Below are 23,731 nucleotides of genomic sequence, written 5' to 3' on the forward strand. Positions count from 1 at the left end.
GCTGTTCTTTTTGCGTGTCATTTTGCTCATTTGGCCGTCAGGCGTAAGCGAACGGTAAGGGAGCGGGTCTAATCTGGACTCAGCCTGAATAAAAGGCATGACAATAATGAAGGAGACTGCGATGCACGACGATTTAGTACAAAAGATAAAAGCGGACCCCAGCTACCACAAGCTGGTATCGGCCCGTTCCCGCTATGGCTGGACGCTGACCTGGATGATGATGGCCGTGTACTACGGCTTCATCCTGTTGATCGCCTTCGACAAGGAGTTGCTGGCCACCCGCATCGGTAATGGTGTGATGACCTGGGGTATGCCCATGGGTCTGTTCGTGATCGTGTTCACGGTCCTGATCACCGGTATCTACGTGCGCCGCGCCAACGGCGAGTTCGACGAACATACGGCGGCTATCCGCGCACGGGTACAACCATGATGAACCTGAAACGCATGCTGGCCGCGCTGGCCATGCTGGGCGTGGCCGGGGCCGCGCTGGCCGCCGGCGCCGACCTGGGCCAGGCTGAGAAGCAGCCTACCAACTGGACCGCCATTTTGATGTTCGGCGCGTTCGTCATCTTCACGCTGTTCATCACCAAGTGGGCGGCCGCCAAGACCAAGTCGGCGGCCGATTTCTACACGGCCGGCGGCGGCATCACCGGCTTCCAGAACGGCCTGGCCATCGCGGGCGACTACATGTCGGCCGCTTCCTTCCTCGGCATTTCCGCCGCCGTGTTCCTGAACGGTTACGATGGCCTGATCTACGCCATCGGCTTCCTGGTCGGCTGGCCCGTCATCACCTTCCTGATGGCCGAGCGCCTGCGTAACCTGGGCCGCTTCACCTTCGCCGACGTGGCGGCTTACCGCTTCCAGCAAAAGCCGATCCGCATCTTCTCCGCCTCCGGCACGCTGGTGGTGGTGGCGTTCTACCTGATCGCGCAGATGGTGGGCGCGGGCCAGCTGATCAAACTGCTGTTCGGCCTGGAATACTGGATCGCCGTGGTATTGGTCGGTACGCTGATGATGGTCTATGTGCTGTTCGGCGGTATGACGGCCACCACCTGGGTGCAGATCATCAAGGCCGTGATGCTGCTGGCCGGTGCTTCCTTCATGGCTTTCGTGGTGCTGGGGCAGTTCAATTTCAGCCCCGAGGCGCTGTTCGCCAAGGCCGTTGAAGTGCACAGCAAAAAGGACGCCATCATGGGCCCGGGCACCTTCATCAAGGACCCTGTGTCGGCCATCTCGTTCGGTATGGCGCTGATGTTCGGTACCGCCGGCCTGCCGCACATCCTGATGCGCTTCTTCACCGTGCCTAGCGCGAAGGAAGCACGCAAGTCCGTGTTCTGGGCCACCACCTGGATCGCTTACTTCTACATCCTGACCTTCATCATCGGCTTTGGCGCCATCGTGCTGGTGTCGACCAATCCCGAGTTCAAGGATGCCGCCGGCAAACTGCTGGGCGGGAACAACATGGCCGCTATCCACCTGGCCAAGGCAGTTGGCGGTAACGTGTTCCTCGGCTTTATCTCGGCCGTGGCCTTCGCCACCATCCTGGCCGTGGTGGCCGGTCTGACCCTGTCGGGTGCTTCGGCCGTGTCGCACGACCTGTACGCCACCGTGATCAAGAAGGGCCAGGTCACCAGCTGGGAAGAACTGCGCGTCTCGCGTGCCACCACCATCGTGCTGGGCATTGTCGCCGTCGCGCTGGGCATCCTGTTCGAGAAGCAGAACATCGCCTTCATGGTGTCGCTGGCCTTCGCCATCGCCGCTTCGGCCAACTTCCCGGTGCTGTTCATGTCCGTGCTGTGGAAGGATTGCACCACCCGCGGCGCCACCATCGGCGGCTTCATGGGCCTGATCACGGCCGTCGTGCTGACGGTGCTGTCGAAATCGGTGTGGGTCGATGTGCTGGGTAACAAGGACGCCTGGTTCCCTTACGCCTCGCCCGCCATCTTCTCGATGACGGCCGGCTTCGTGGGCATCTGGCTGTTCTCCATCCTCGACAAGAGCCCACGCGCCCGCATCGACCGCGCCGGCTACGAAGCGCAGGAAATGCGTTCCGAGACGGGTATCGGCGCCGCCGCCGCCTCCGCGCACTAAGCAGCCGCTCCAAAAAAAGGACGGAAAATCCGGGACGGACCCCAATTTTCGCATCGCGAAAATTGGGGTCCGTCCCGGATTTTCCGTCCTTTGTTTTTCTTGGGGGCAGCCGCTTACAGCAGGTCGACGGCCTGCCTGTCCCGCATTGAGCGCGCCATGGCCAGCCCGACGCGGGTCGCCTCGGTGGCGTCGTGCAGCTTGAGCGACAGCTTGCCCTGGCCCAGCGCCGCAGCCACGAATTCCTGGGCTTCCAGCAGGAAGGCGTCGCTGAAGCGGCTGTAGAAGTCCGGCGTGCATTCGTGGCTGATGCCGTTGTGGTCGGCCATTTCCACCCGGTTCAGCTGCGCGCCGCCGCCGATGGTGAGGCGGCCCTTGGTGCCGAATACCTCGGTCAGCGTTTCGTGGCCGTGCGCCATGGTACGCGAGGCCATGAAGCTGGCCATGCTGCCGTCGGCGAATTCCAGCGTGGCCAGGCCGTTGTCGACGTCACCGAATTCGCGCAGGCCGTGGTGGATCACTGTGGTGCCGGTGGCCGTCACGCGCGCCGGTGCGGGTGAGTCCAGCAGCCAGCGCGCCAGGTCGATGTCATGCACGCTGCAATCGAGGAAGATGCCGCCGCTGCTGGCGGCGAAACGCACGAAGAAGCCGCCCGGATCGTTCAGGTCCATGGTCTGCGAGCGTACCAGGTAGGGTTTGCCGATCATGCCGGCGCGGATCTTGTAGGCGGCATCGCGGTAGCTGGCGTCGAAGCGGCGCACGAAACCTATCATCACCTGCAGGTGCGGGTGGCGGGCCGCCTCGGCCTCCACCTTGAGGCAGTCCTCCAGGTCCAGCGACAGCGGCTTTTCGCAGAACACGTGCTTGCCCGCCTGGAGCGCGGCGATGATCTGCTGCGCGTGCAGGGAGGTGGGCGTGACGAGGAACACGGCGTCCAGGCCGGGATGGGCCAGCAGTGCCGCGTACTCGGCATAGCAGTGGGCCACGCCCAGTGTCTTGCGGGCCCATTCCAGTTCCTGTTCGACGGGGCTGCAGGCGGCCACCAGCTGCGCATTGGGCACCCGGTGGGCCAGGTTCTCGGCGTGACGCTGGCCCAGCCGGCCCAGTCCGGCGATGCCTATCCTGAGTTTTTCCATGACCACCTCCTAGAGGTTGACGACGCACTTTTCGCGCCAGGAGGTGGTGGCCGCTTCGGCCAGTTCCAGCGCTTTCAGGCCATCGTCGACGGTGGTGCGCAGTGGCGTGCCGTTGATCATGGCGTCGAAGAAGTGGGCGATTTCGTCGGCATAGGCGGCGCGGTAGCGCTCCAGGAAGAAGTGCTCCGGCTTGTCCTGGCTGACGTTGAGGGCCGTGTATGCCGTCACTTCCGTCGGCTTGTGGTTGCCCGCCTGGAGCATGCCGGCGCTGCCCAGGATCTCGAAGCGCTGATCGTAGCCGTAGGCGGCGCGCCGGCTGGCGTTGATCTGGCACAGCCGTCCGCCGCGGGTGCGGATGGTGACGACGGCGCTGTCCAGATCGCCCGCTTCGCCGATGGCCGGATCGGTCAGGCAGCTGCCGGTGGCGTACACGCTGGCCGCTTCGTCGTCCAGTATCCAGCGGCAGATGTCGAAGTCGTGGATCAGCATGTCCTTGAAGATGCCGCCCGAAACCTTGATGTAGCTGACGGGGGGAGCGCCCGGATCGCGGCTGGTCACGTTCAGCACCTCGGGCACGCCGATCTCGCCCGCCTGCAGGCGCGCCTTGACGGCGGCGAAGGTGGGATCGTAGCGGCGCTGGAAGCCGATCATGCACAGCACGCCGGCCTGGCGGACGGCGTCGGCCGCCGCGCGCGCCCGCGCCAGCGTCAGGTCGACCGGCTTTTCGCAGAAGATGGCCTTGCCGGCCGCCGCCGCGCGCACGATCAGGTCGGCGTGCGTGTCCGTGCTGGAGGCGATCAGCACCGCCCCAATGGCGGGATCGGCCAGCGCCGCCTCCACGCTGGTGACGCTGGCGCCATGCTGCTGCGCCAGGGCCTGGGCCGAATCGGCGTGCACGTCCACCACATACTTCAAGCGCACGCCGGACTGGCGCGCCAGGTTTGCTGCGTGAATCTTGCCGATGCGACCGGCGCCGAACAGTGCTGCCTCAATCATCATATCCTCCAGGGTCTTGGGTTTCTTCTATGTCCAACTCGAGTTTGTAGGCCAGTGCGATGAACAGCGCCTGGCACAGGCACAGGGTGCTGGTGAGCGAGCGGAACGCGAACGCGCTGCCTTCGGTCACGGTGAGCAGGGCGTCGGCCACGCGCGCCAGCGGCGCCAGCTTGCTGTCGGTGATCACCAGCAGCTTGGCGCGCTGGTGATGGGCCACGCGGGCGCAATACTGGGTTTCCTGTCCGTAGGGCGCGAAGCTGATGGCGATCACCACGTCGCGTTCGCGCACGCTGCGGATCTGCTGGCGGTACATGCCGCCCAGGCCATTGACCAGGTGCACGCGCTTGTTGGTGTTCTGCAGCGCGTAGGCGATGTAGGACGCCACCGGAAAAGCGCGCCGCACTCCCACCACGTAAATGTTGTCGGCCTTCTGCAGCAAGGTCACGGCGGCCTCCAGCTGGGCGTCGTCCAGGCCTTCGGACAGTTCGCCCAGGCCGGTGCGGCTGGCGTCGATGAATTCGCGGGTCAGCTGGCCGATATCGAGCTGGTCGTCGCGCGAGGCGATCAGCTTGCGGATGCGCTGCTGGTAATTGGGCGCCGCGTTGGCCTGCTCCGTGTAGGATTGGCGAAACACGTCCTGCATCTCGCTAAATCCGGTAAAACCGAAGCGCTGGGCAAAGCGCACGATAGCCGAGGGCTGCACGTCGCAGGCTGCGGCGATGTCGCTGATTTTCTCCAGCATCAGGCTGGCCTTGTGCTGCTCTATGTATTTGGCGATCACTTTCAACTGGCGCGACAGCGACTCATATTCGTCCGCTATCTGCTCCATCAGATTTTCCACCGAGGCTGGTTCGGCCATGTTGTGCTCCTTGTTCCGATGTGAGGAATTATAGAAGTCTTTCCAGAAATTGAAAACAAATTTCTATTTTAAAAAAATTTGAAAAAGAAATTGCAAATGCGTTGACGATGTTCTAAGCTTGACATCAATGCGAGCCACAACGCATTGAAAGCAGCGACCTAAGGTAGTCCGAAAATCAGTCTGATAAAACGATAACGGAGACGACATCATGCAAGGTTTTAAACGCAGGACGGTAGTGCAATGTGCAGCAGCGCTGGCGCTGGTGCTGGCGGCGGGCGCCAGCCAGGCGGCCGGCGAGAAATTCGTGCTGGTCAGCCACGCGCCCGACTCGGACTCGTGGTGGAACACCATCAAGAACGCGGTCAAGGATGCCGGTGACGATTTCAACGTGACGGTCGACTACCGCAATCCGCCGAACGGCGACCTGGCCGACATGGCACGCCTGATCGAACAGGCGGCGGCCCGTAACTACGACGGCGTGGTGGCCAGCATCGCCGACTACAGCGTGCTGCAAAAGCCGCTCAAGCTGGTGGTGGCGAAGAAGATCCCTCTCATCACGATCAACTCGGGCACCTTGCAGCAAAGCGAACAACTGGGCGCCCTGATGCATGTGGGCCAGCCGGAATACGAGGCCGGGCAGGGCGCCGGCGCCAAGGCCAAGGCGGCCGGCATCAAGTCCTTCGTGTGCGTGAACCACTACGCCACCAATCCTTCCTCATTTGAACGCTGCCGCGGCTTCGCCGACGCGCTGGGCGTCGATTACAAGGCCGCCACGCTCGACACCAACGGCATCGACCCGGGCGTCATCGAGAGCAAGGTCAGCGCCTACCTGCGCACCAACCCCGGCACCCAGGCCGTGCTGGCGCTGGGCCCCGATTCGGCCGTGCCGGCCATGCGGGCGGTCGAGAAAATGGGCCTGAAGGGCAAGCTCTGGTTCGCCACCTTCGATCTGTCGGAGGATATCTCCAAGGGCATCAAGGATGGCAGCATCAAGTTCGCCATCGACCAGCAGCCCTACCTGCAAGGCTATCTGCCAGTGGCCGTGATGGCCATCATGAAGCAGGACAAGCTCACCGACATGGCCAAGGTCAAGGCCAAGCTGATGGCCAATCCCAAGTTCCAGGCGCGGCTGGCCGATTATGGGCTGTCGCCTTCCTACGGCGTGCGCCACATCGGCTCCGGGCCGGGCTTTGTGACCCGCGACAATATCGCCAAGGTTGAAAAATACGCTGGCCAGTACCGCTAAATTCACCGCCGGCGGCGCGGGCTGAAGTGGTGGCCGTCGCGCGCCGGCGGAGTCAAAAAGGAAGAAGTCATGAGTGCGGTTAAATCAAGCGCGGGGCCGGTGCTGTTCGCCGGCGTATCCGCGGCAGTTCCCCCCAGTTCCCCGCCGGCCCCTCCCGGGCCGGCCGCAGGCGCCGACGAGCGCGTGCAGCAGGTCGGCGTGATCGGACGCCTGTTCAGCCGTCCCGAGTTCGCCTCCATCTCCGGCGCCGTGCTGGTGTTCGCCTTCTTCGGCCTGACGGCCGGCGGCTCCGGCATGTTCAACCTTGATGGCGTGATCAACTGGTCGCAGGTGGCCGCCTATCTGGGCGTGATCGCCATCGGCGCCTGCCTGCTGATGATCGCCGGCGAGTTCGACCTGTCGATCGGCTCCATGATCGGCTTCGCCGGCATGATGATCGCCATCCCGTCCGTCTATTTCCACTGGCCGCTATGGGTGGCCATCTGCTTCGCCTTCGCCGGTTCCATGGCGCTGGGCTGGCTCAATGGCTACCTGGTGATCAAGACCCGGCTGCCGTCGTTCATCGTCACGCTGGCCTTCCTGTTCATCCTGCGCGGGTTGACGCTGGCGCTGTCGATCATGTTTGCCAACCGGACCATCGTCAGCGGCGTGGGCGAGCTGGCTGCGCACGACTGGCTGGCCGGCTTGCTGTTCCAGGGCGACGTGGGCGTGGGCCTGTTCCGCTGGATGGCCAGGGCCGGCTGGATCGCCGTGCTCGATGGCGGCGAGCCGCTGGTCAAGGGCATTCCCAAGGTGATCGTGTGGTGGGCGGTGCTGGCGCTGGGCGGCGGTTTCGTGCTGTCCCGCACCCGTTACGGCAACTGGATCTTCGCCGTCGGCGGCGACGCCAACGCGGCCAAGAACGTGGGCGTGCCGGTTCGGCTGGTGAAAACGTCACTGTTCGTGTTCACCGCGTTCTGCGCCTGCCTGTTCGCCGTGCTGCAAGTGTGCGATGTGGGTTCGGCGGCGGCCGACCGCGGCATGCAGAAGGAGTTCGAGGCCATCATCGCGGCCGTCATCGGCGGTTCGCTGCTGACGGGCGGCTACGGCTCGGTGGTGGGAGCCTGCTTCGGCGCGCTGATCTTCGGCGTGGTCCAGATCGGCATCACCTATACCAACATCAATTCGGACTGGTTCCGCGTATTCCTCGGCGTGATGCTGCTGATCGCGGTGCTGTTCAACCGCTACGTGCGTAGCCGCGTGACGGAAGCGAGGTAAGTCATGAGTGAATATATTCTTGCGTTGGAAAACGTCAGCAAACGATTCGGCTCGGTGATCGCGCTGCAGAACGTGACCATGCGCCTCAAACAGGGCGAAGTGCATTGCCTGCTGGGCGATAACGGGGCCGGCAAGTCGACCCTGATCAAGACCCTGGCCGGGGTGCACCAGCCCACCGATGGCCAGTACCTGGTCGATGGCAAGGCGGTCAACTTCCAGTCGCCGCGCGAGGCGCTGGACGCCGGCGTGGCCACCGTCTACCAGGACCTGGCGCTGGTGCCGCTGCTGTCGGTGGCGCGCAATTTCTTCATGGGACGCGAACCGATGAAGAAGCTGTTCGGCGTGCTGCCCGTGATGGACATGGCTTACGCGGCCCAGACGGCCCGCGCCAAGCTGGCCGAGATGGGCATCATGGTGCGCGATCCGCACCAGGCCATCGGCACCATGTCCGGCGGCGAGAAGCAGTGCCTGGCCATCGCCCGCGCCATCCATTTCGGGGCGCGGGTGCTGATTCTGGACGAGCCGACGGCAGCGCTGGGCGTGAAGCAGTCGTTCAATGTGCTCAAGCTGATCCACAAGGCGCGCGAGCGGGGCATCTCGGTGATCTTCATCACCCACAACGTGCACCATGCCTATCCGATCGGCGACTCCTTCACCTTGCTCAACCGGGGCAAGTCGCTGGGCACTTACACCAAGCAGACCGTGAGCAAGGATGAACTGCTGGACATGATGGCCGGCGGCGCCGAAATGCAGACCCTGATGAGCGAACTCGATGGCGTGACCATCTAGATGAAAGGCGCAACCATGAACAACCCCACCCAATTCGCGGCCAACCGCGCGCTCGACCTGATCTGCCTGGGCCGCCTGGCCGTGGACCTGTACGCCCAGCAGATCGGCGCCCGGCTGGAGGACGTGACCAGCTTCGCCAAATACCTGGGCGGGTCCTCGGCCAACATCGCCTTCGGCAGCGCGCGCCTGGGCTTGCGCGCGTCCATGCTGTCGCGCGTCGGCGACGACCATATGGGACGCTTCCTGACCGAGACCCTCAGCCGGGAAGGCTGCGACATCAGCCACGTTTCCGTCGATCCCGAGCGCCTGACCGCGCTGGTCACGCTGGGCCTGAAGGATCGTGACACGTTCCCGCTGATCTTCTACCGGGAAAACTGCGCCGACATGGCGATCCGTCCCGAAGATGTGGACGAGGCCTACATCGGCTCGTCCCGCGCGCTGCTGATCACCGGCACCCACTTCTCGACGGCGGCCATGCACCATGTCAGCAGCCTGGCGCTGGCCCACGCCCGCCGTCACAACGTGCGCACCGTGCTCGATATCGATTACCGCCCCGTGCTGTGGGGGCTGTCGGCGCGCGCCGACGGCGCCACCCGTTTCGTGCCGGACGGCGGCGTGACGGCCCACCTGCAAGCCATCTTGCCCCAGTTCGACCTGGTGGTGGGCACCGAGGAGGAATTCATGATCGCCGGCGGCGGCGCCGACATCGTCGCCTCGCTGGCGGCGGTACGGCGCGTCACGCCGGCCACGCTGGTGGTCAAGCGCGGTCCGCTGGGCTGCGCCGTGATCGCCGGCGCCATCCCGGCCACGCTGGACGAAGCGTTCAATTTCCAGGGCGTGCAGGTGGAAGTGATGAACGTGCTGGGCGCCGGCGACGCCTTCCTGGCCGGCTTCCTCAAGGAATGGCTGCGCGGCGCCGATTACGCGGCTTGCTGCCGCAGCGCCAACGCCTGCGGTGCGCTGGTGGTGGCGCGCCATGCCTGCGCGCCGGCCATGCCCACGCCCGCTGAACTGGACTACTTCCTGGCCAACGCGGCCCAATTGCGCCGCCCCGGCCGCGACGCCACGCTGAACCGCCTGCACCGGGTGACGGCACAGCGCACCCGGTGGGACGAGTTGTGCGTATTCGCCTTCGACCACCGCAACCAGTTCTTCGAGCTGGCCAAGCAAGTGGGCGCGGACGAGCAACGCATCCCCGCGTTGAAAGGATTGCTGCTGCGGGCCGTGCACGAGACGGAGCAAGCGCTGGGTCTGGGGGGGCGGGTCGGCGTGCTGATCGATGACCGCTACGGCGAGGACGCGCTCAACGCGGCCACGGGACGCGGCTGGTGGATCGGCCGGCCGGTCGAGCTGCCCGGTTCCAACCCGCTGGTGTTCGACTGGGGCCGCTCGATAGGCTCGCACCTGGTCAGCTGGCCCCGCGAGCATGTGATCAAGTGCCTGGTCCAGCTGCACCCGGACGATCAGGTGGAAAACCGGCTGGAGCAGGAAGCCCAGGTCAAGGCGCTGTATGACGCGGCCCAGGTCAGCGGCCACGAACTGCTGCTGGAGGTGATTCCGCCCAAATCCATGGCCTGCGCGCCGGACACGGTATACCGCGCCGTCAAGCGCCTGTACAACATCGGCGTCTACCCCGAGTGGTGGAAACTGGAGCACATGGAACCGGAGCAGTGGCGCGCCATCGACGCACTGCTGCGGGAACGCGATCCCTGGTGCCGTGGTGTCGTGCTGCTGGGCTTGCATGCCTCGATGGCGGAACTGGCCGCCAGTTTTGAAGCGTCGCGCGCCAGCGCCACCTGCCGCGGCTTCATGGTCGGCCGCACCATCTTCCACACGCCCTGCGGGCGCTGGCTGGCCGGCGAGATCGACGACGGCCAACTGGTCGCCGAGATCCGCGCCAACTTCGAGTCCTTGATCCGCATCTGGCGCCAGACCCGTCCGGCCGCGCTGGGAGAGGCGGCATGAGCGCGCTGCCTGACCGCACCGGCCGCACCGGCCGCACCGTGCGCCTGACCATGGCCCAGGCGCTGGTGCGCTACCTGGCGGCCTTGCGGGTGGCGACGGAGACGGGCGCGGAACCGTTGTTCGGCGGCGCCTTCGCCATTTTCGGCCATGGCAATGTGGCCGGGCTGGGCGAGGCCCTGTACCAGCAGCGCGAGAGTTTCCCCACTTATCGCGCCCATAACGAACAGGGCATGGCCCATGCCGCTATCGCCTACGCCAAGGCTCATATGCGGCGCCGCATGATGGCGGTGACCACCTCGATCGGCCCGGGCGCCACCAATTTGCTGACGGCGGCCGCGCTGGCCCATGTGAACCGGTTGCCCGTGCTGCTGCTGCCGGGCGACGTGTTCGTGTCCCGTGCGCCGGACCCGGTATTGCAGCAGGTGGAGGATTTCACGGACGGCAGCGTGTCGGCCAACGACGCCTTCAAGCCGCTGTCGCGTTATTTCGACCGCATCGTCTATCCGGAGCAGCTGTTGACGGCGCTGCCGCGCGCGGTGGCCGTGCTGACGGACGCCGCCCAGTGCGGCCCCGTCACGCTGGCCCTGCCGCAGGACGTGCAGACCATGGCCTACGATTATCCGGACGAGTTCTTCCAGCCGCCGCTGGTGCGTTTCCGCAGCGTCCAGCCGCAGGACGAGGAACTGGCCGAAGCGGCGGCCTTGCTGGCCGGTGCACGCCAGCCCCTGATCGTGGCCGGCGGCGGAGTGCTGTACGGCCAGGCCGGCGCCGCCTTGCGTGCGTTCGCCGAACGCCACGGCGTGCCGGTGGCCGAGACGCAGGCCGGCAAAGGCGCGCTGCCCTGGGACCATCCCTTGCAACTGGGGGCGATCGGCGTCACCGGCGCACCAGCCGCCAACCTGCTGGCGGGACAGGCCGACCTGGTGCTGGCCGTCGGCACCCGGCTGCAGGACTTCACCACCGGTTCGCACACGCTGTTCGCCCAGGCACAACTGCTTAGCCTGAACGTGAACGCCTTCGACGGATTGAAACGGCGCGGCCTGGGCTTGCTGTCGGACGCCAAACTGGGATTGGAGCGCCTGTCGGACCGGCTGGGCGACTGGCGCGCGGCCGAGGCCTGGACCGCGCGGGCCCAATCACAGGCGCGCGAGTGGCGCGCCACCGTCGACGCCATCACGGCGCGGCGCGAGGTGGCGCTGCCTTACGACGGCGAGGTGATCGGCGCCGTGCAGCGCTCGGCGCCCGATTCGGCCGGGCGCGACATCGTGGTGTGTGCGGCCGGTACCTTGCCGGCGGAACTGCACAAGCTGTGGCGCACGTCCAGTCCCGGCGGCTACCACATGGAATACGGTTATTCCTGTATGGGTTACGAGATCGCGGGCGGCCTGGGCGTGAAGATGGCCCGGCCGGACGCGGAGGTGGTGGTGATGGTGGGCGACGGCAGCTATCTGATGATGAATTCGGAACTGGCCACCTCCGTCATGCTGGGCAGGAAGCTGATCGTGGTGGTGCTCGACAACCGCGGCTACGGCTGCATCAACCGCCTGCAGCAGGCGGTGGGTGGGGCGCCGTTCAACAACCTGTTCGACGATTGCCTGCAGGACGGTCCCGGCATGCCGAGCATCGACTTCGCCATGCACGCGCGCTCGCTGGGCGCCATGGCGGAAAACGTCAAGACCATACCGGAACTGGAAGCGGCGCTGGCGCGTGCGCGCGCGGCCGACCGCAGCTACCTGGTGTGCATAGCCACCGACCCGTCGCGTACCACCAGCGAAGGTGGTTGCTGGTGGGAGGTGGCGGTGCCGGAAGTGTCGGAGCGCGAACAGGTCAGACAGGCGCGCCAGGCGTATGAACAGGACAAGCAAGCACAAAGGAACAATCAATGAACCACACTGCCAACAAACCATTTCGCGTCAAGATAGGCATCAACCCGATTTCGTGGATGAACGACGACCTGCCGTCGCTGGGCGGCGAAACGCCACTGGAGACAGCGCTCAGCGAGGGCGCCGAGATCGGCTATCGCGGCTTCGAGCTTGGCAACAAGTTCCCCAAGGAGCCGGCCGCGCTGGGCGCGGTGCTGGGCAAGTACGGCCTGGAGTGCGTATCGGGCTGGTATTCGGGCCAACTGGCCGACCCCGGCCGCACGGTGGAACAGGAGATCGAGGCGGTGGGGCCGCATCTGCGTCTGCTGGCTGAGAACGGCGCCACCGTGATGGTGTACGGTGAAGTGGCCGACGCCATCCAGGGCCGCCCCCAGCCGCTGTATCAACGGCCGCGTTTCACCAGCATGGCGCGCTGGCAGGCCTACGCCGACAAGATGACCGCCTTCGCCCGCCACACGCTGGCCCATGGCGTGCGCCTGTCTTATCACCATCACATGGGCGCCTACGTCGAATCGCCGGCCGACGTCGACATCCTGATGGCGCTGACGGGCCCGGAGCTGGGCCTGCTGTTCGATAGCGGCCACATGACCTTCGGCGGTGGCGACGCGGTGGCCGTGCTGGAAAAGCACATCAAGCGCGTCTCGCACGTGCACTGCAAGGACGTGCGCCCGGCCGTGACCAGGATGGCCCGCAACGGCAACTGGAGTTTCCTGCAGGCGGTGCTGAACGGCGCGTTCAGTGTGCCCGGCGACGGCTGCATCGATTTCGCCGGCGTGCTGCGGCTGCTGTACCAGAACGATTACCAGGGGTGGCTGGTGGTGGAGGCCGAGCAGGACCCGGCCGTGGCGCCCAGCTACCAGTACGCCGAGATGGGCTACCGCCACCTGGAGCGACTGGTGCGCGAGACGGAACTGGCGGGACGGGAGGCGGCATGAACCTGCTGGTGAAGGGCAAGCGCAGCGGCCAGGAGATCGTGCGGGTGACGCCGGAATCGGCCGGCTGGAAGCATGTGGGCTTTTCCGCCCATCGCCTTGAATGTGGCGAACAGCTGGAGTTCCACAGCGGCGAACGCGAATACTGCGTCGTCGTCCTGTGCGGGGTGGTGACGATGGCAGTCGGCGGCCAGGTATGGCGGGACGTGGGCCGGCGTGCCAGCGTGTTCGACGACATGGCGCCCTATGCCCTGTATGTGCCGGGCGGGCAGGGCGTGAACATCGTCGCGAGCGTGGACGCGGAGCTGGCCCTGTGCAGCGCCCCGGCCCGCACGGAACGGCCGGCGCGGCTGATCGAACCGGCCAGCATGCAGCGCTCGGTGCGCGGCAGTGGCGCCAACACCCGCTACGTATGCGACATTCTGCCGCAGTCCGAGGAGGCTGATGGCCTGCTGGTGGTGGAGGTGCGCACGCCGGGTGGTCATTCGTCCAGCTATCCGCCCCACAAGCACGACTGCGACGACCTGCCCGGCGAAAGCGCGCTGGAGGAAACCTATTACCATCGCCTCAATCCGTCCCAGGGCTTCGCGTTCCAGCGCGTGTACACGGACGACCGCACGCTGGACCAGTCCATGGCGGTCGAAAACCATGACGTGGTGATGGTGCCGCGCGGTTATCACCCGGTGGTGGTGCCCTACGGGTACGAGTCTTACTACCTGAACGTGATGGCGGGGGAGCGGCGGGTCTGGCAGTTCAAGAACGACCCCCAGCACGAATGGATGCTGAAGCCACCCTGATTCACCACCGCTGATATTCCCAATAACACTGACCGGCAATGCCGGCGCCCGGACGCGCTCCCCGCGCGCCCGTGGGCCCGTTGTTGCCCTGCGCGCCCCGCGGCCGGCCGCTATGGCCGCCGCTGGCAAACCATACACACGGAAGGAATCGCCATGAACACGCAAACCCTACACATCGGCCACTACATCGCCGGACGCCGGCAGGCCTCCGAATCGGGCCGGACCAGCCCCGTCTTCAATCCCGCCACGGGCACCGTCAGCGCGCAGGTGGCGTTGGCCGACCGGCGCGAACTGGATGCGGCCGTGGCGGCCGCGCAGGCCGCGTTCCCGGCCTGGTCGGCCACCTCGCCGCTGCGCCGGGCGCGCGTCATGTTCAAGTTCAAGGAGTTGATGGAGCAGCACGCCGGCCAGCTGGCCGCCCTGATCACGGCCGAACACGGCAAGGTTTTGACGGATGCTCGGGGCGAGGTCACGCGCGGCATCGAGGTGGTGGAATTCGCCTGCGGCATTCCGCAAATGCTCAAGGGCGAATATACCGAGCAGGTGGGCGGCGGCATCGACGCCTGGACCATGCGCCAGGCGCTAGGCGTGTGCGTGGGCATCACGCCGTTCAATTTCCCGGCCATGGTGCCGCTGTGGATGTTCCCGATGGCTATCGCCTGCGGCAACACCTTCGTGCTCAAGCCGTCCGAGCGCGATCCTTCGGCGAGCCTGCTGATGGCGCGCCTGCTGACCGAGGCCGGCCTGCCCGACGGCGTGTTCAACGTGCTGCAGGGCGACAAGGACGCGGTGGAGGGACTGCTGGACCATCCCGATGTGCAGGCCGTCAGCTTTGTCGGTTCGACCCCGATCGCGCAAGCCATCTATAGCCGTGGCTGCGCCGCCGGCAAACGGGTGCAGGCGCTGGGCGGCGCCAAGAACCATATGGTGGTGATGCCGGATGCCGACCTGGCGCAAACGGTGGACGCCCTGATGGGGGCGGCCTACGGTTCGGCCGGTGAGCGTTGCATGGCGATCTCCGTGGTGGTGGCGGTGGGCGATGTGGGCGACCGCCTCGTCGAGGCACTGTGTCCGCGCATCCGTGCGCTCAAGGTCACGCATGGCATGGACCTGGCGGCCGAGATGGGACCGGTGGTGACCCAGGCCCACAAGGACAAGATCGTCGGCTACATCGAGCGTGGCGTGGCGGCCGGTGCCAGCCTGGCGGTCGATGGCCGCGATCTGGTGGTGCCCGGCCACGAGCAGGGCTTCTTCCTGGGCGGCAGTCTGTTCGACCATGTGACGCCGCAAATGGACATTTATCGCGAAGAGATATTCGGCCCGGTGCTATGCATTGTCCGTGTCCCCGATTTCGCGGCCGCGCTGGCGCTGGTCAACGGCCATGAATACGGCAACGGCACCGCCATCTACACCCGCGACGGCGGCACCGCGCGTGAGTACACGCAGCGTGTGCAGGTGGGCATGGTGGGCGTGAATGTGCCCATTCCGGTGCCCATGGCATTCCACAGTTTCGGCGGCTGGAAGCGCAGCCTGTTCGGCGACCACCATGCGCACGGTCCGGAATCGGTACGGTTCTACACCAAACAGAAGGCGGTGACCCAGCGCTGGCCGGCGGCCACCGCGGCCGGCGCGGAGTTCGCCATGCCGACCATGAAGTAGCCAGTGGTGGGCATCACCACATCATTTTAATAACAACGAGGAGACGTAACAGATGGATCAGCGGATATTAAAAGCATTGCCCCTGGCGCTCACCCTGGCGCTGGCCGCCAGCGCGGCGCGCGCCGATGCCGGCCACGACGAGGAAGGCTTCCACGGCTACCTGCGTGCGGGCGCGGGCAGCAGTTCCAGCCACGGCCCGCAGAACTGCTACAGCCTGGGTGGCAATACCATGAAGTACCGCCTCGGCAACGAGTGCGACGCCTACTTCGAAGGCGGCTACACCCAGGAATTCGCCAAGACCCCGGACGGCGTGAGCTTCGTCGGCACGCTGTGGGCCAATGAGTGGAACGCCGGTTCCGAGTTCGGCGACGCCAAACTGGGCCTGGCCAAGGCCTATGTCGAAGCGAAGGGCATCGATGTGCTGAACGGCGGCGTGGCCTGGATCGGTAAGCGCTACTACTACCGTCCGGACATCCACATGCTGGACCTGCAGTACATCAACCTGAACGGCACCGGTGGCGGTATCGACGGCGTCAAGGCCGGTCCCGGAAAATTCAGCTACGCCATCTTCAAGGACAACGACAGCATCACCATCAATCCCGCCACGGGCCTGGTGACCGACAACAAATCGGCCCTGCGCCAGAACCTGATCTACGAAGGCCTGCCCGTCAACCCGGGCGGCACGCTCGATATCGCCACCTCCATCATCACGGCGCAGGGCAAGGACAAGCACAATGGCTGGCAACTGACCGTGCTGCACAAGCAGGACAAGGTGCTGGGCGGCGGTAACACCTTCGGCATCCAGTACGGCGTGGGCCCAGGCACGGGCATCGGCGTCGGTAACGACCGCATCGGCGCCTCCGGCAGCACCACGCTGGGCAGCGATGTGACCCGCACCCGCGTCTTCAACGACCTGGTGATGCAGCCGACCCCTGAATTCAGCATGGAATTCGTGGCCCTGACCCAGCGCGACAAGTCGGACGCGGGCGGCTCCAGCAACTGGACCACGTTGGGCGCCCGCCCCGTGTATGCCCTGTCCGAGCACTTCAAGCTGCAGATGGAGGTGGGCGCGCACCGCGTCACCCAGCCCAACGGCGGCGACGCGCTGCGTTTGACGACCGTCACCTTCGCCCCCACCATCACGGCCGGCAAGGGCTACTGGTCGCGGCCTGAGTTGCGCGCCTTCGTCACCTACGGCAAATGGAACGACCCGGCGCGGGCCGCGCTCAATGCCAGCAACAACGCCGGCCCCGCATTCGGCGCCGGCACCAGCGGCACATCGGCGGGCGTGCAGGTGGAAGCCTGGTTCTAAGGAGGGAAGGGGCCGCGAGCGGCCCCGGATGACGCACCCCGCAGCCCCGGCCCGCAAGGTCCGGGGCTGTTTTTATTGCAACGCCCGATGCGCAGGGGGCGGGAATAGAGGGGACTATCGGATTGCTCAGTGGAAAACGTGAGCAATGTGGTTTATGATCTGGCGATGACGCTGCCGTCGCGAGGGCAGCGTTTTTTACATGGGGCTCCACGTGCTTCTGAACCGCGTTCCGACCAACCCTGACTTCGTTGCCGATGCCTTGCAGCTGATTGGCGTGCCCGCTTGCGCCTGCGACGCGGCGGGCCTGGTGCTGGCGGCGAACGGGGAGTTGCTGGCCTTGTTGGGGCGCGACCCCACCGGCGCGCCGGTGGCCGAGCTGTTCGCGCGCCACGTGCGGGCCGACAGCGCGAGCCGGCTGGACGCCGTCCTGGGCGCGGCGGGTGGGCGCCAGTGGGACAGTTGCCTGAGCTGCGCGGACGGCCAGTACATCGCCGTGCAGGCCTGGGCCAAGCCGCTGCCGCCTGGCACTGGCGGCGCCACCATCGTGTTCCAGGACGTGAGCGCCGTGCAGCGCGACCACAAGGCCTTGCGCAAGACGTTGCTGGAACAGCAAGCCATCCTCGATAACGCGGCCGTCGGCATCCTGTTCAGCAAGGCCAGCGTGATCCAGGAATGTAATATCCGCTGCGCCGACATGCTGGGCTACGCGCGCCACGAACTCGAAGGCGCCGGCACCGTGGTGGTCCACGCGTCCGAGCAGGCCCACGTCTGGCTGGGGAAAGAGGCCGGGCCACCGCTGCGGCGCGGCGAATCCTATATGACGGAGATGCAGTTGCGCCGCAAGGACGGCACGCTGTTCTGGACCCGCTTGTTCGGCCGCGCCGTCGATCCTTACAACACTGACGACGGCACGGTCTGGATCGTCGAGGACATCGAAGAACGCCGCCGCGACGAGGAAAAGCTGCGCCGCACGCTGCTGGAGATGCAGGCCATCATGGATAATGCGCCGCTCGCCATCGGCTTCCAGCGCGACGACCGGGTGCTGCGCTACAACCAGCGCTTTGCTGAGTTCTTCGGCTTCGAGGGCGACAGCGGCATGGGCCGTCTGACGTCCGAGCTGTATCCCTCGCCCGAGGCGTTCGAGGCCGTCGCCAGGAAGGTGCGGCCGCTGCTGGCGCGCGGCAAGCCATTCCAGACCGAGATGGAGATGCGGCGCCAGGACGGCACCACGTTCTGGGCCCACGCCTTCGGCTATGTGATCAATCCGGGCCGCACCCAGCAGGATTCGATCTGGATCTTCGACGACCGCAGCGCCCAGAAGAAGGCCGAGGAGGATACCAAGCAGCTGCTGCTGGAACAGAAAGCGATCCTGGACAACGCCTCGGTCGGTATCCTGTTCTCCAAAGCGCAGCATATGCTCAGTTGTAATCCACGCCTGGCCGAGATGTTCGGCTATCAGCGCGAGGAGATGACGGGGCTGCACGCGTCGATCCTGTTCCCGTCGCCGGAGGCGTACGCGCGATTCGGGCTGGAGGCCAGCCCGCTGCTGGGCTGCGGCCTGCCCTTCGAACGTGACGAATTCCAGTTCAAGCGCAAGGACGGCACGCTGTTCTGGTGCCGGGTGCGGGCCAAGGCGGTGGACGCGGAACACAGCGACGGCGGCACCATCTGGATCATCGAGGACGTGAGCGAGAGCCGGGCGACCAAGATGGAGGTCGAGGCCATCATGACCAACGCCTCGATGGCCATCCTGTTTACCAAGAACCGCGTCATCACGCGCTACAACCGCGGCTTTGGCGAGATGTTCGGCTACCACGCCGACGAGGCGCTGGGCTTGCCGGGGCGTGCGCTCTACCCGTCGCAGCAGGCCTACGATGCACTGGGCGCGGCCGCCTCGCCGCTGCTGTCGGTGGGCAAGCCGTTCCAGATCGAAGTGGAAATGCAGCGCCAGGATGGCAGCCTGCTGTGGGCGCAACTGATCGGTTACGTGGTCAATCCGGCCGACCCCACCCAGGGCACGATCTGGATCATCGAGGACCGCAGCGAGCAGCGCCAGGCCGAGGAATCGCTGCGCAACGCGCTGCTGGAGAATCAGGCCATCCTCGACAGCGCGGTGCTGGGCATCTCGGTGGTTGAACATGGCTACAACCTGCGCTGCAACAGCAAGATGGAGGAGCTGTTCGGCTACCCGCCGGGCGGCATGAACGGCCTGTCCGTGCAAGCCTTCTACGCCGACAAGGCGGCCTGGCAGCGGGCGCGGGCCGAGACGGCCGACGACTTCCTGGCCGGGCGCGTCAACATGTCCGAATACCAGCTGGTGCGCCAGGACGGCAGCACGTTCTGGGCCCGTTTGTCAGGCAGGCCGTTTGACTTGAGCCAGCCGCGCGGGCGTTCCGTGTGGCTGGTGGACGACATCACGGCGCGGCGCGAGGCGGCCGAAGCGGTCAGCCGCGCGCGCGACGAACTGGAAGTGCGGGTGCTGGAACGCACGGCCGAACTGGCCGGCGCCAATGCGCTGCTGCAGGGCGAGATCGTGGAGCGGCGCCAGGCCGAGGCGCGCGTGCACCACATGGCGTACCACGACAGCCTGACGGGCTTGCCCAACCGCGCCCTGCTGGCGGACCGGCTGGACCGGGCCATGCTGGCGGCCCAGCGCTCCGATCGCAAGCTGGCCGTCATGTTCATCGACCTCGACCGCTTCAAGACCATCAACGATTCGCTGGGCCACCTGACGGGCGACCAGTTGCTCAAGGAAGTGGCCGGCCGGCTGTGCCGCGCCGTGCGCGCCAGCGATACCGTGGCCCGGCTGGGCGGCGACGAGTTCGTGGTGCTGGTGCCCGGTATCCGCAACGTGGACGAGGCGGTGCAGGTGGCCGAGAAGATCATCGAGGCGCTGTCGGAGGCGTTCCCGCTGGAGGGACGCAACCTGCACATCACACCTTCGATCGGGATCTGCGTCTATCCCGACGATGGAGGCGACGTGGAAACCTTGATGCGCCACGCCGATGCGGCCATGTACCACGCCAAGGCCAGCGGCAGGAACAATTACCAGTTCTTCACCCAGACCATGAATCTGGCGGCGGCCCGCCACTTTGAGCTGGAAAACAGCTTGCGCGGCGCGCTGGCGCAGGATCAGTTCGAGCTGCACTACCAGCCCATCATGGACATCGGCACGCGCCGCCTGCACGCGATGGAAGTGCTGCTGCGCTGGCGCCGCCAGGACGGCGAGCTGGTGATGCCGGACCACTTCATCCCCATCATCGAGGAAAACGGCCTGATCGTGCCGATCGGCGAATGGGTGATCCGCACGGCGTGCCGGCAAAGCATGGAATGGCGGCGCCAGGGGCTGCTGCCGGTGCCGCTGGCCATCAACCTGTCGGCACGCCAGTTCATGCACCGCGGCTTGATCGACTCGATTCGCGCCATCCTGGACGAGACGGGCATCGCGCCGGACCTGCTGGAATTCGAGATCACGGAAACGGCGCTGATGGAGCATGGCGAGCAGACGCTCGACATCCTGGGCCAGATCAACGCCATGGGCATCCGCCTGTCGATCGACGACTTCGGCACCGGCTATTCCAGCCTCGCTTACCTGAAGCGCTTCCCCGTCAAGAAGATCAAGATCGACCGCGCCTTCATCAAGGACCTGGAGCAGAGCGCCGAGGATGGCGCCATCGTGGACGCCATCATCGCGCTGTCGGGCAGCTTGCAACTGTCGGTGGTGGCCGAAGGGGTGGAGACGGAAGGGCAGTACGCGCTGTTGCAGCGCAGCGGCTGCCAGTACGCGCAAGGTTATCTGTTCTCGCAGCCGGTGCCGCATACGACGGCCCAGCTGTTGTTGCCACGCGCCTGAACGCGTGGTCACCCATCAATCGATGGTGGCGATCACGGGCGCGTGGTCGGACGGCTGTTCCCACTTGCGCGGTTCGCGGTCGATCACGCAGGCGCTGCAGCGCGCGGCCAGCGCCGGCGACAGCAGGATGTGGTCGATGCGCAGTCCCTTGTTGAGGCGGAAGCCCAGCTGGCGGTAGTCCCACCAGCTGAACGACTTGTCGGCCTGCTCGAACAGCCGGAACGCATCCTTGAGTCCCAGTTCGTTCAGGCGCAGCAGCGCGGCCCGCTCGGGGTCCGACACCAGCACCTGGCCGGCCCAGGCCACGGGGTCGTGCACGTCGCGGTCTTCGGGCGCGATGTTGTAGTCGCCCAGCACGGCCAGTTGCGGGTGTTGCTGCGCTTCCTCGTGCAGCCAGTCGCGGAAGGCGGCCAGCCAGCCCAGCTTGTAGCCGTATTTTTCCGAGTCCACGCTCTGGCCGTTGGGCACGTAGGCACATACGACGCGCACGCCATCGATGGTGGCGGCCAGGATGCGCTGCTGGGCATCTTCGTAGCGGGGATTGTTCTTGACCACGTCCGTGATCGGCAGGCGCGACAGGATGGCCACGCCGTTGTAGGTTTTCTGGCCCGTGTACACCACCTGGTAGCCGGCCGCCTCGATGGCGGCAGCGGGGAACTTGTCGTCCGTCAGCTTGGTTTCCTGCACACACAGCACGTCGACCGGATTGGCCTCCAGCCATTTGAGCACGTGGGGCAGGCGCACATTGAGCGAGTTCACATTCCAGGTGGCTAGTTTCATGATATGGGGGTTCCTTGCGAATTCAGTGGGGGCGTGCGCCCGGCGTGCGCGCATCTTACCGCAACCACGGGCGCCGCGTGATGTGAGCGCTGATCGCCGTGGGAGGGATGCCGCCGCACCCTCGGGTGTGGCATGAAACGGACAGGTATGCGATGATAATAATCAATATATTGTCCAACTGTCGTGTTTTACAAAAAAACATCGAAAACCTTTGTGTCTTGACCGCATGAGGTTCTAGAATGTTGCAAAATCGAGCAAATGGAAAAATAATTGCCGATTATGCTTCACTGTTATCAAAATAGTACTAGAATCAGTTAACAGTGCGGCCAAAGAGCAATATACTTACACTTTATAGCGCTTAAAACTTTTGTTTCCATGTGGCAATCAAAATAGTTGCAAAATAGCGTACACTAGATGTTGTTGTGCGTTAATAGATGGTACTATTTGGAAATATTTGTCGTTTAACAGTCAACGATGCGCGAAGCATTTGTAAAGGAAGAAAATGCGTACTGCATTTGAAGCATGGGCGCAGCGCGATGGCCACATAGTCCGCCGGCGCGAAGACAAGCCAGAAGAGTATCTGGTATTCGAAACCCAACGTCGCTGGGTCATCTGGCAGGCGGCGCTCGAACACGGCAAGACGCCGGGCGGGCGCAAGACGGCTGCCCAAAAGGCGGCCGCAGCGGAGAAGGCGGCGGTTAGCGCTCGCTCCGCCGTGCAGCGGGCACCGTCCATCAATCCGGACGAGGCTACCGTGCGCACCCAGGTACTCAACGAGGTGCTTGACGCGTTCTCCACCATCGGGGGCGAGCGCGGCATGGAGGACATCCTCAAGGTGATCCAGGGCCTGAAGCAGAAACAGCAGCAGAAAGAAGTGGCCGAGGAACGGGTGGCCGTCAAGAAGCACGACTGACGGCCATGCGCTTTCGCCATTACAAAGGGGGCGTCTACGAGCTGGTGAGCGAGGCGACCCTGGAAGCGGACCTGACGCCCATGATCGTGTATCGCGCGGCCGACGGTTCCGTGTGGGTGCGGCCCAAGGACGTGTTCTTTCAGCTGATCGAAGTGGACGGCGTCATGGTGCAGCGCTTTGCGCCCATTAACTGAGCGCATGGGTAAGCGTATGCGCCGCTTCGGCCCGCTCCTGTCCCTGCCGCTGGCACTGGCCCTGCTGGGCGGGGGCGCCGCCGTCCGGGCCGAGAATGTCGGCTCGGTCGATACCGCGTTCCAGCTCCTGGGGCCGGATCACAAGGTGGTCGTGGAAGTATTCGACGATCCCCTGGTGGGCGGCGTCAGCTGCTATCTGTCGCGCGCCAAGACGGGCGGCTTCAAGGGCGCCATCGGCCTGGCCGAGGACAAGGCGGAAGCCTCCGTCGCCTGCCGCCAGGTGGGCGAGATTCATTTCAACGGTGAGCTGCCCAAGCAGGAAGAAGTGTTTTCCGAGCGGGCCTCCCTGCTGTTCAAGCATGTGCGCGTGGTGCGCATGGTGGACGCCCGGCGCAACGCCCTGGTCTACCTCGTCTATTCCGATCGCCTGATCGATGGCAGCCCGAAAAACAGCGTGACGGCGGTGCCTGTTCCTGCCAATATGCCTGTGCCCCTGCGGCGTAAATAATTCCCTGTCGCGGACCGCTGTCCGCACTGTTCGAGGTTTACCACGAGGCTTATCATGTTTCGACTCGCCGCCTGCGCATGCCTGGCCCTGCTGGCCGGTTGCGCCACCTTGACTGAATCGCCCCAGCAGGACGTGCTGGTGCAAACCATCCTGGACCACCATGCATTGTCCGGCGTGGGCTGTGTGCTCTACAACGACGTGGGCAAGTGGTTCGTCACCACGCCGGCGCGCGTCACCATCCGCAAGAGCGCGGGCGCGCTGCGCATCGATTGCCGCAAGGATGGCGGCGACTGGGCGTATGAGAAAGTGGAGTCGAAGGTCAACGCGACCTTATGGGGTAACGTGGTGCTGACGGCCGGTGCCGGCTATTTCGTCGACCGTAACACGGGCGCGGGATTCGAGTACCCATCCACGCTGACGGTCACCATGCACAAGGGCGATGCGGGGGAGGGGGCGCCGCCGCCGCCGGCTGGCGTGACGGTGTTCTGACGCGGTGCGCATGCGGTGCCAATAAAAATGGCGAACCGGCCGCGCCGGTTCGCCATCGAGACTACGCGCTACCGT

General features: G+C 65.3%; 20 protein-coding genes. 16 read left to right on the forward strand and 4 right to left on the reverse strand.

Going from position 1 to position 23,731, the window contains the following annotated elements; genetic code table 11:
* The first annotated feature begins 121 nt into the window (after positions 1–121).
* Together H3H39_RS24075 and H3H39_RS24080 are read left to right on the forward strand one after the other, a co-directional pair.
* The gene (locus H3H39_RS24075) at positions 122–430 is read left to right on the forward strand and encodes a DUF485 domain-containing protein (RefSeq protein ID WP_182156917.1); all 309 of its coding nucleotides are present in this window, start codon (positions 122–124) and stop codon (positions 428–430) included.
* Complete coding sequence (locus tag H3H39_RS24080) at positions 430–2,091, forward strand: cation acetate symporter (RefSeq protein WP_375540456.1); 1,662 nt, start codon at positions 430–432, stop codon at positions 2,089–2,091. The genes H3H39_RS24075 and H3H39_RS24080 overlap by 1 nt, the downstream gene beginning before the upstream one ends.
* Before the next feature lie 113 nt (positions 2,092–2,204).
* Here H3H39_RS24080 and H3H39_RS24085 read toward each other — a convergent pair whose 3' ends face one another.
* The 3 genes from H3H39_RS24085 to H3H39_RS24095 are packed head-to-tail and all read right to left on the reverse strand — an operon-like array spanning position 2,205 to position 5,079.
* Positions 2,205–3,224 (reverse strand): Gfo/Idh/MocA family oxidoreductase, encoded by a 1,020-nt coding sequence (locus tag H3H39_RS24085; RefSeq protein WP_182156919.1) that lies wholly within the window; start codon positions 3,222–3,224, stop codon positions 2,205–2,207.
* A 9-nt stretch (positions 3,225–3,233) separates the two neighbouring features.
* A complete protein-coding gene (iolG, locus tag H3H39_RS24090) occupies positions 3,234–4,220 on the reverse strand; it encodes an inositol 2-dehydrogenase (RefSeq protein ID WP_182156920.1) in 987 nt (328 codons plus the stop codon).
* A complete protein-coding gene (locus H3H39_RS24095) occupies positions 4,213–5,079 on the reverse strand; it encodes a MurR/RpiR family transcriptional regulator (protein ID WP_182156921.1) in 867 nt (288 codons plus the stop codon). Before H3H39_RS24095 ends, iolG begins: the two co-directional genes overlap by 8 nt.
* Positions 5,080–5,287: 208 nt before the next feature.
* Here H3H39_RS24095 and H3H39_RS24100 point away from each other — a divergent pair, with 208 nt between their 5' ends.
* The 10 genes from H3H39_RS24100 to H3H39_RS24145 all read left to right on the forward strand — a co-directional run bounded on the left by H3H39_RS24100 (position 5,288) and on the right by H3H39_RS24145 (position 20,772).
* Positions 5,288–6,325 carry a sugar ABC transporter substrate-binding protein gene (locus tag H3H39_RS24100; RefSeq protein ID WP_182156922.1) on the forward strand — a complete coding sequence of 346 codons (1,038 nt, stop codon included), beginning with the start codon at positions 5,288–5,290 and terminating at the stop codon, positions 6,323–6,325.
* A gap of 69 nt (positions 6,326–6,394) precedes the next feature.
* Positions 6,395–7,582, forward strand: a complete 1,188-nt coding sequence (locus H3H39_RS24105) for an ABC transporter permease (RefSeq protein ID WP_182156923.1) — start codon at positions 6,395–6,397, stop codon at positions 7,580–7,582.
* Positions 7,583–7,585: 3 nt separating this feature from the next.
* On the forward strand, positions 7,586–8,371 hold the full coding sequence (locus H3H39_RS24110; protein ID WP_182156924.1) for an ATP-binding cassette domain-containing protein: 786 nt from the start codon (positions 7,586–7,588) through the stop codon (positions 8,369–8,371).
* A 15-nt stretch (positions 8,372–8,386) separates the two neighbouring features.
* Entirely contained in the window at positions 8,387–10,336 is a 1,950-nt protein-coding gene (locus H3H39_RS24115) for a bifunctional 5-dehydro-2-deoxygluconokinase/5-dehydro-2-deoxyphosphogluconate aldolase (RefSeq protein WP_182156925.1), read from the forward strand.
* On the forward strand, positions 10,333–12,222 hold the full coding sequence (gene iolD / locus H3H39_RS24120; protein ID WP_182156926.1) for a 3D-(3,5/4)-trihydroxycyclohexane-1,2-dione acylhydrolase (decyclizing): 1,890 nt from the start codon (positions 10,333–10,335) through the stop codon (positions 12,220–12,222). The genes H3H39_RS24115 and iolD overlap by 4 nt, the downstream gene beginning before the upstream one ends.
* Positions 12,219–13,154 (forward strand): myo-inosose-2 dehydratase, encoded by a 936-nt coding sequence (iolE, locus tag H3H39_RS24125; RefSeq protein WP_182156927.1) that lies wholly within the window; start codon positions 12,219–12,221, stop codon positions 13,152–13,154. Before iolD ends, iolE begins: the two co-directional genes overlap by 4 nt.
* Entirely contained in the window at positions 13,151–13,948 is a 798-nt protein-coding gene (iolB, locus tag H3H39_RS24130; protein ID WP_182156928.1) for a 5-deoxy-glucuronate isomerase, read from the forward strand. Before iolE ends, iolB begins: the two co-directional genes overlap by 4 nt.
* Before the next feature lie 153 nt (positions 13,949–14,101).
* Positions 14,102–15,607: a CoA-acylating methylmalonate-semialdehyde dehydrogenase gene (locus tag H3H39_RS24135; protein ID WP_182156929.1), complete on the forward strand. Its 1,506-nt coding sequence runs from the start codon at positions 14,102–14,104 to the stop codon at positions 15,605–15,607.
* Positions 15,608–15,659: 52 nt separating this feature from the next.
* A complete protein-coding gene (locus tag H3H39_RS24140; RefSeq protein WP_182156930.1) occupies positions 15,660–16,919 on the forward strand; it encodes a maltoporin in 1,260 nt (419 codons plus the stop codon).
* A gap of 211 nt (positions 16,920–17,130) precedes the next feature.
* Entirely contained in the window at positions 17,131–20,772 is a 3,642-nt protein-coding gene (locus H3H39_RS24145; RefSeq protein ID WP_311196980.1) for a sensor domain-containing protein, read from the forward strand.
* Between the two features lie 15 nt (positions 20,773–20,787).
* On the opposite strand, the gene xth is transcribed toward H3H39_RS24145, so the two are convergent.
* Positions 20,788–21,552 (reverse strand): exodeoxyribonuclease III, encoded by a 765-nt coding sequence (xth, locus tag H3H39_RS24150; protein WP_182156932.1) that lies wholly within the window; start codon positions 21,550–21,552, stop codon positions 20,788–20,790.
* Between the two features lie 502 nt (positions 21,553–22,054).
* On the opposite strand from xth, the gene H3H39_RS24155 reads away from it, so the two are divergent.
* From H3H39_RS24155 to H3H39_RS24170, 4 genes are read left to right on the forward strand one after another with little or no spacing between them, the layout of a single operon-like run.
* Positions 22,055–22,465, forward strand: coding sequence for a phiTE_015 family protein (locus tag H3H39_RS24155; protein WP_182156933.1), 411 nt, complete (start codon positions 22,055–22,057; stop codon positions 22,463–22,465).
* 5 nt (positions 22,466–22,470) lie between these two features.
* Positions 22,471–22,659, forward strand: a complete 189-nt coding sequence (locus H3H39_RS24160) for a DUF1653 domain-containing protein (RefSeq protein ID WP_182156934.1) — start codon at positions 22,471–22,473, stop codon at positions 22,657–22,659.
* Between the two features lie 4 nt (positions 22,660–22,663).
* On the forward strand, positions 22,664–23,167 hold the full coding sequence (locus H3H39_RS24165) for a CreA family protein (protein ID WP_229218232.1): 504 nt from the start codon (positions 22,664–22,666) through the stop codon (positions 23,165–23,167).
* 54 nt (positions 23,168–23,221) lie between these two features.
* A complete protein-coding gene (locus H3H39_RS24170; RefSeq protein WP_182156935.1) occupies positions 23,222–23,656 on the forward strand; it encodes a hypothetical protein in 435 nt (144 codons plus the stop codon).
* Positions 23,657–23,731 lie beyond the last annotated feature (75 nt).

The sequence above is a fragment of the Rugamonas apoptosis genome (assembly GCF_014042355.1).
In the GTDB taxonomy this organism is placed as follows: Bacteria; Pseudomonadota; Gammaproteobacteria; order Burkholderiales; family Burkholderiaceae_D; genus Rugamonas; species Rugamonas apoptosis.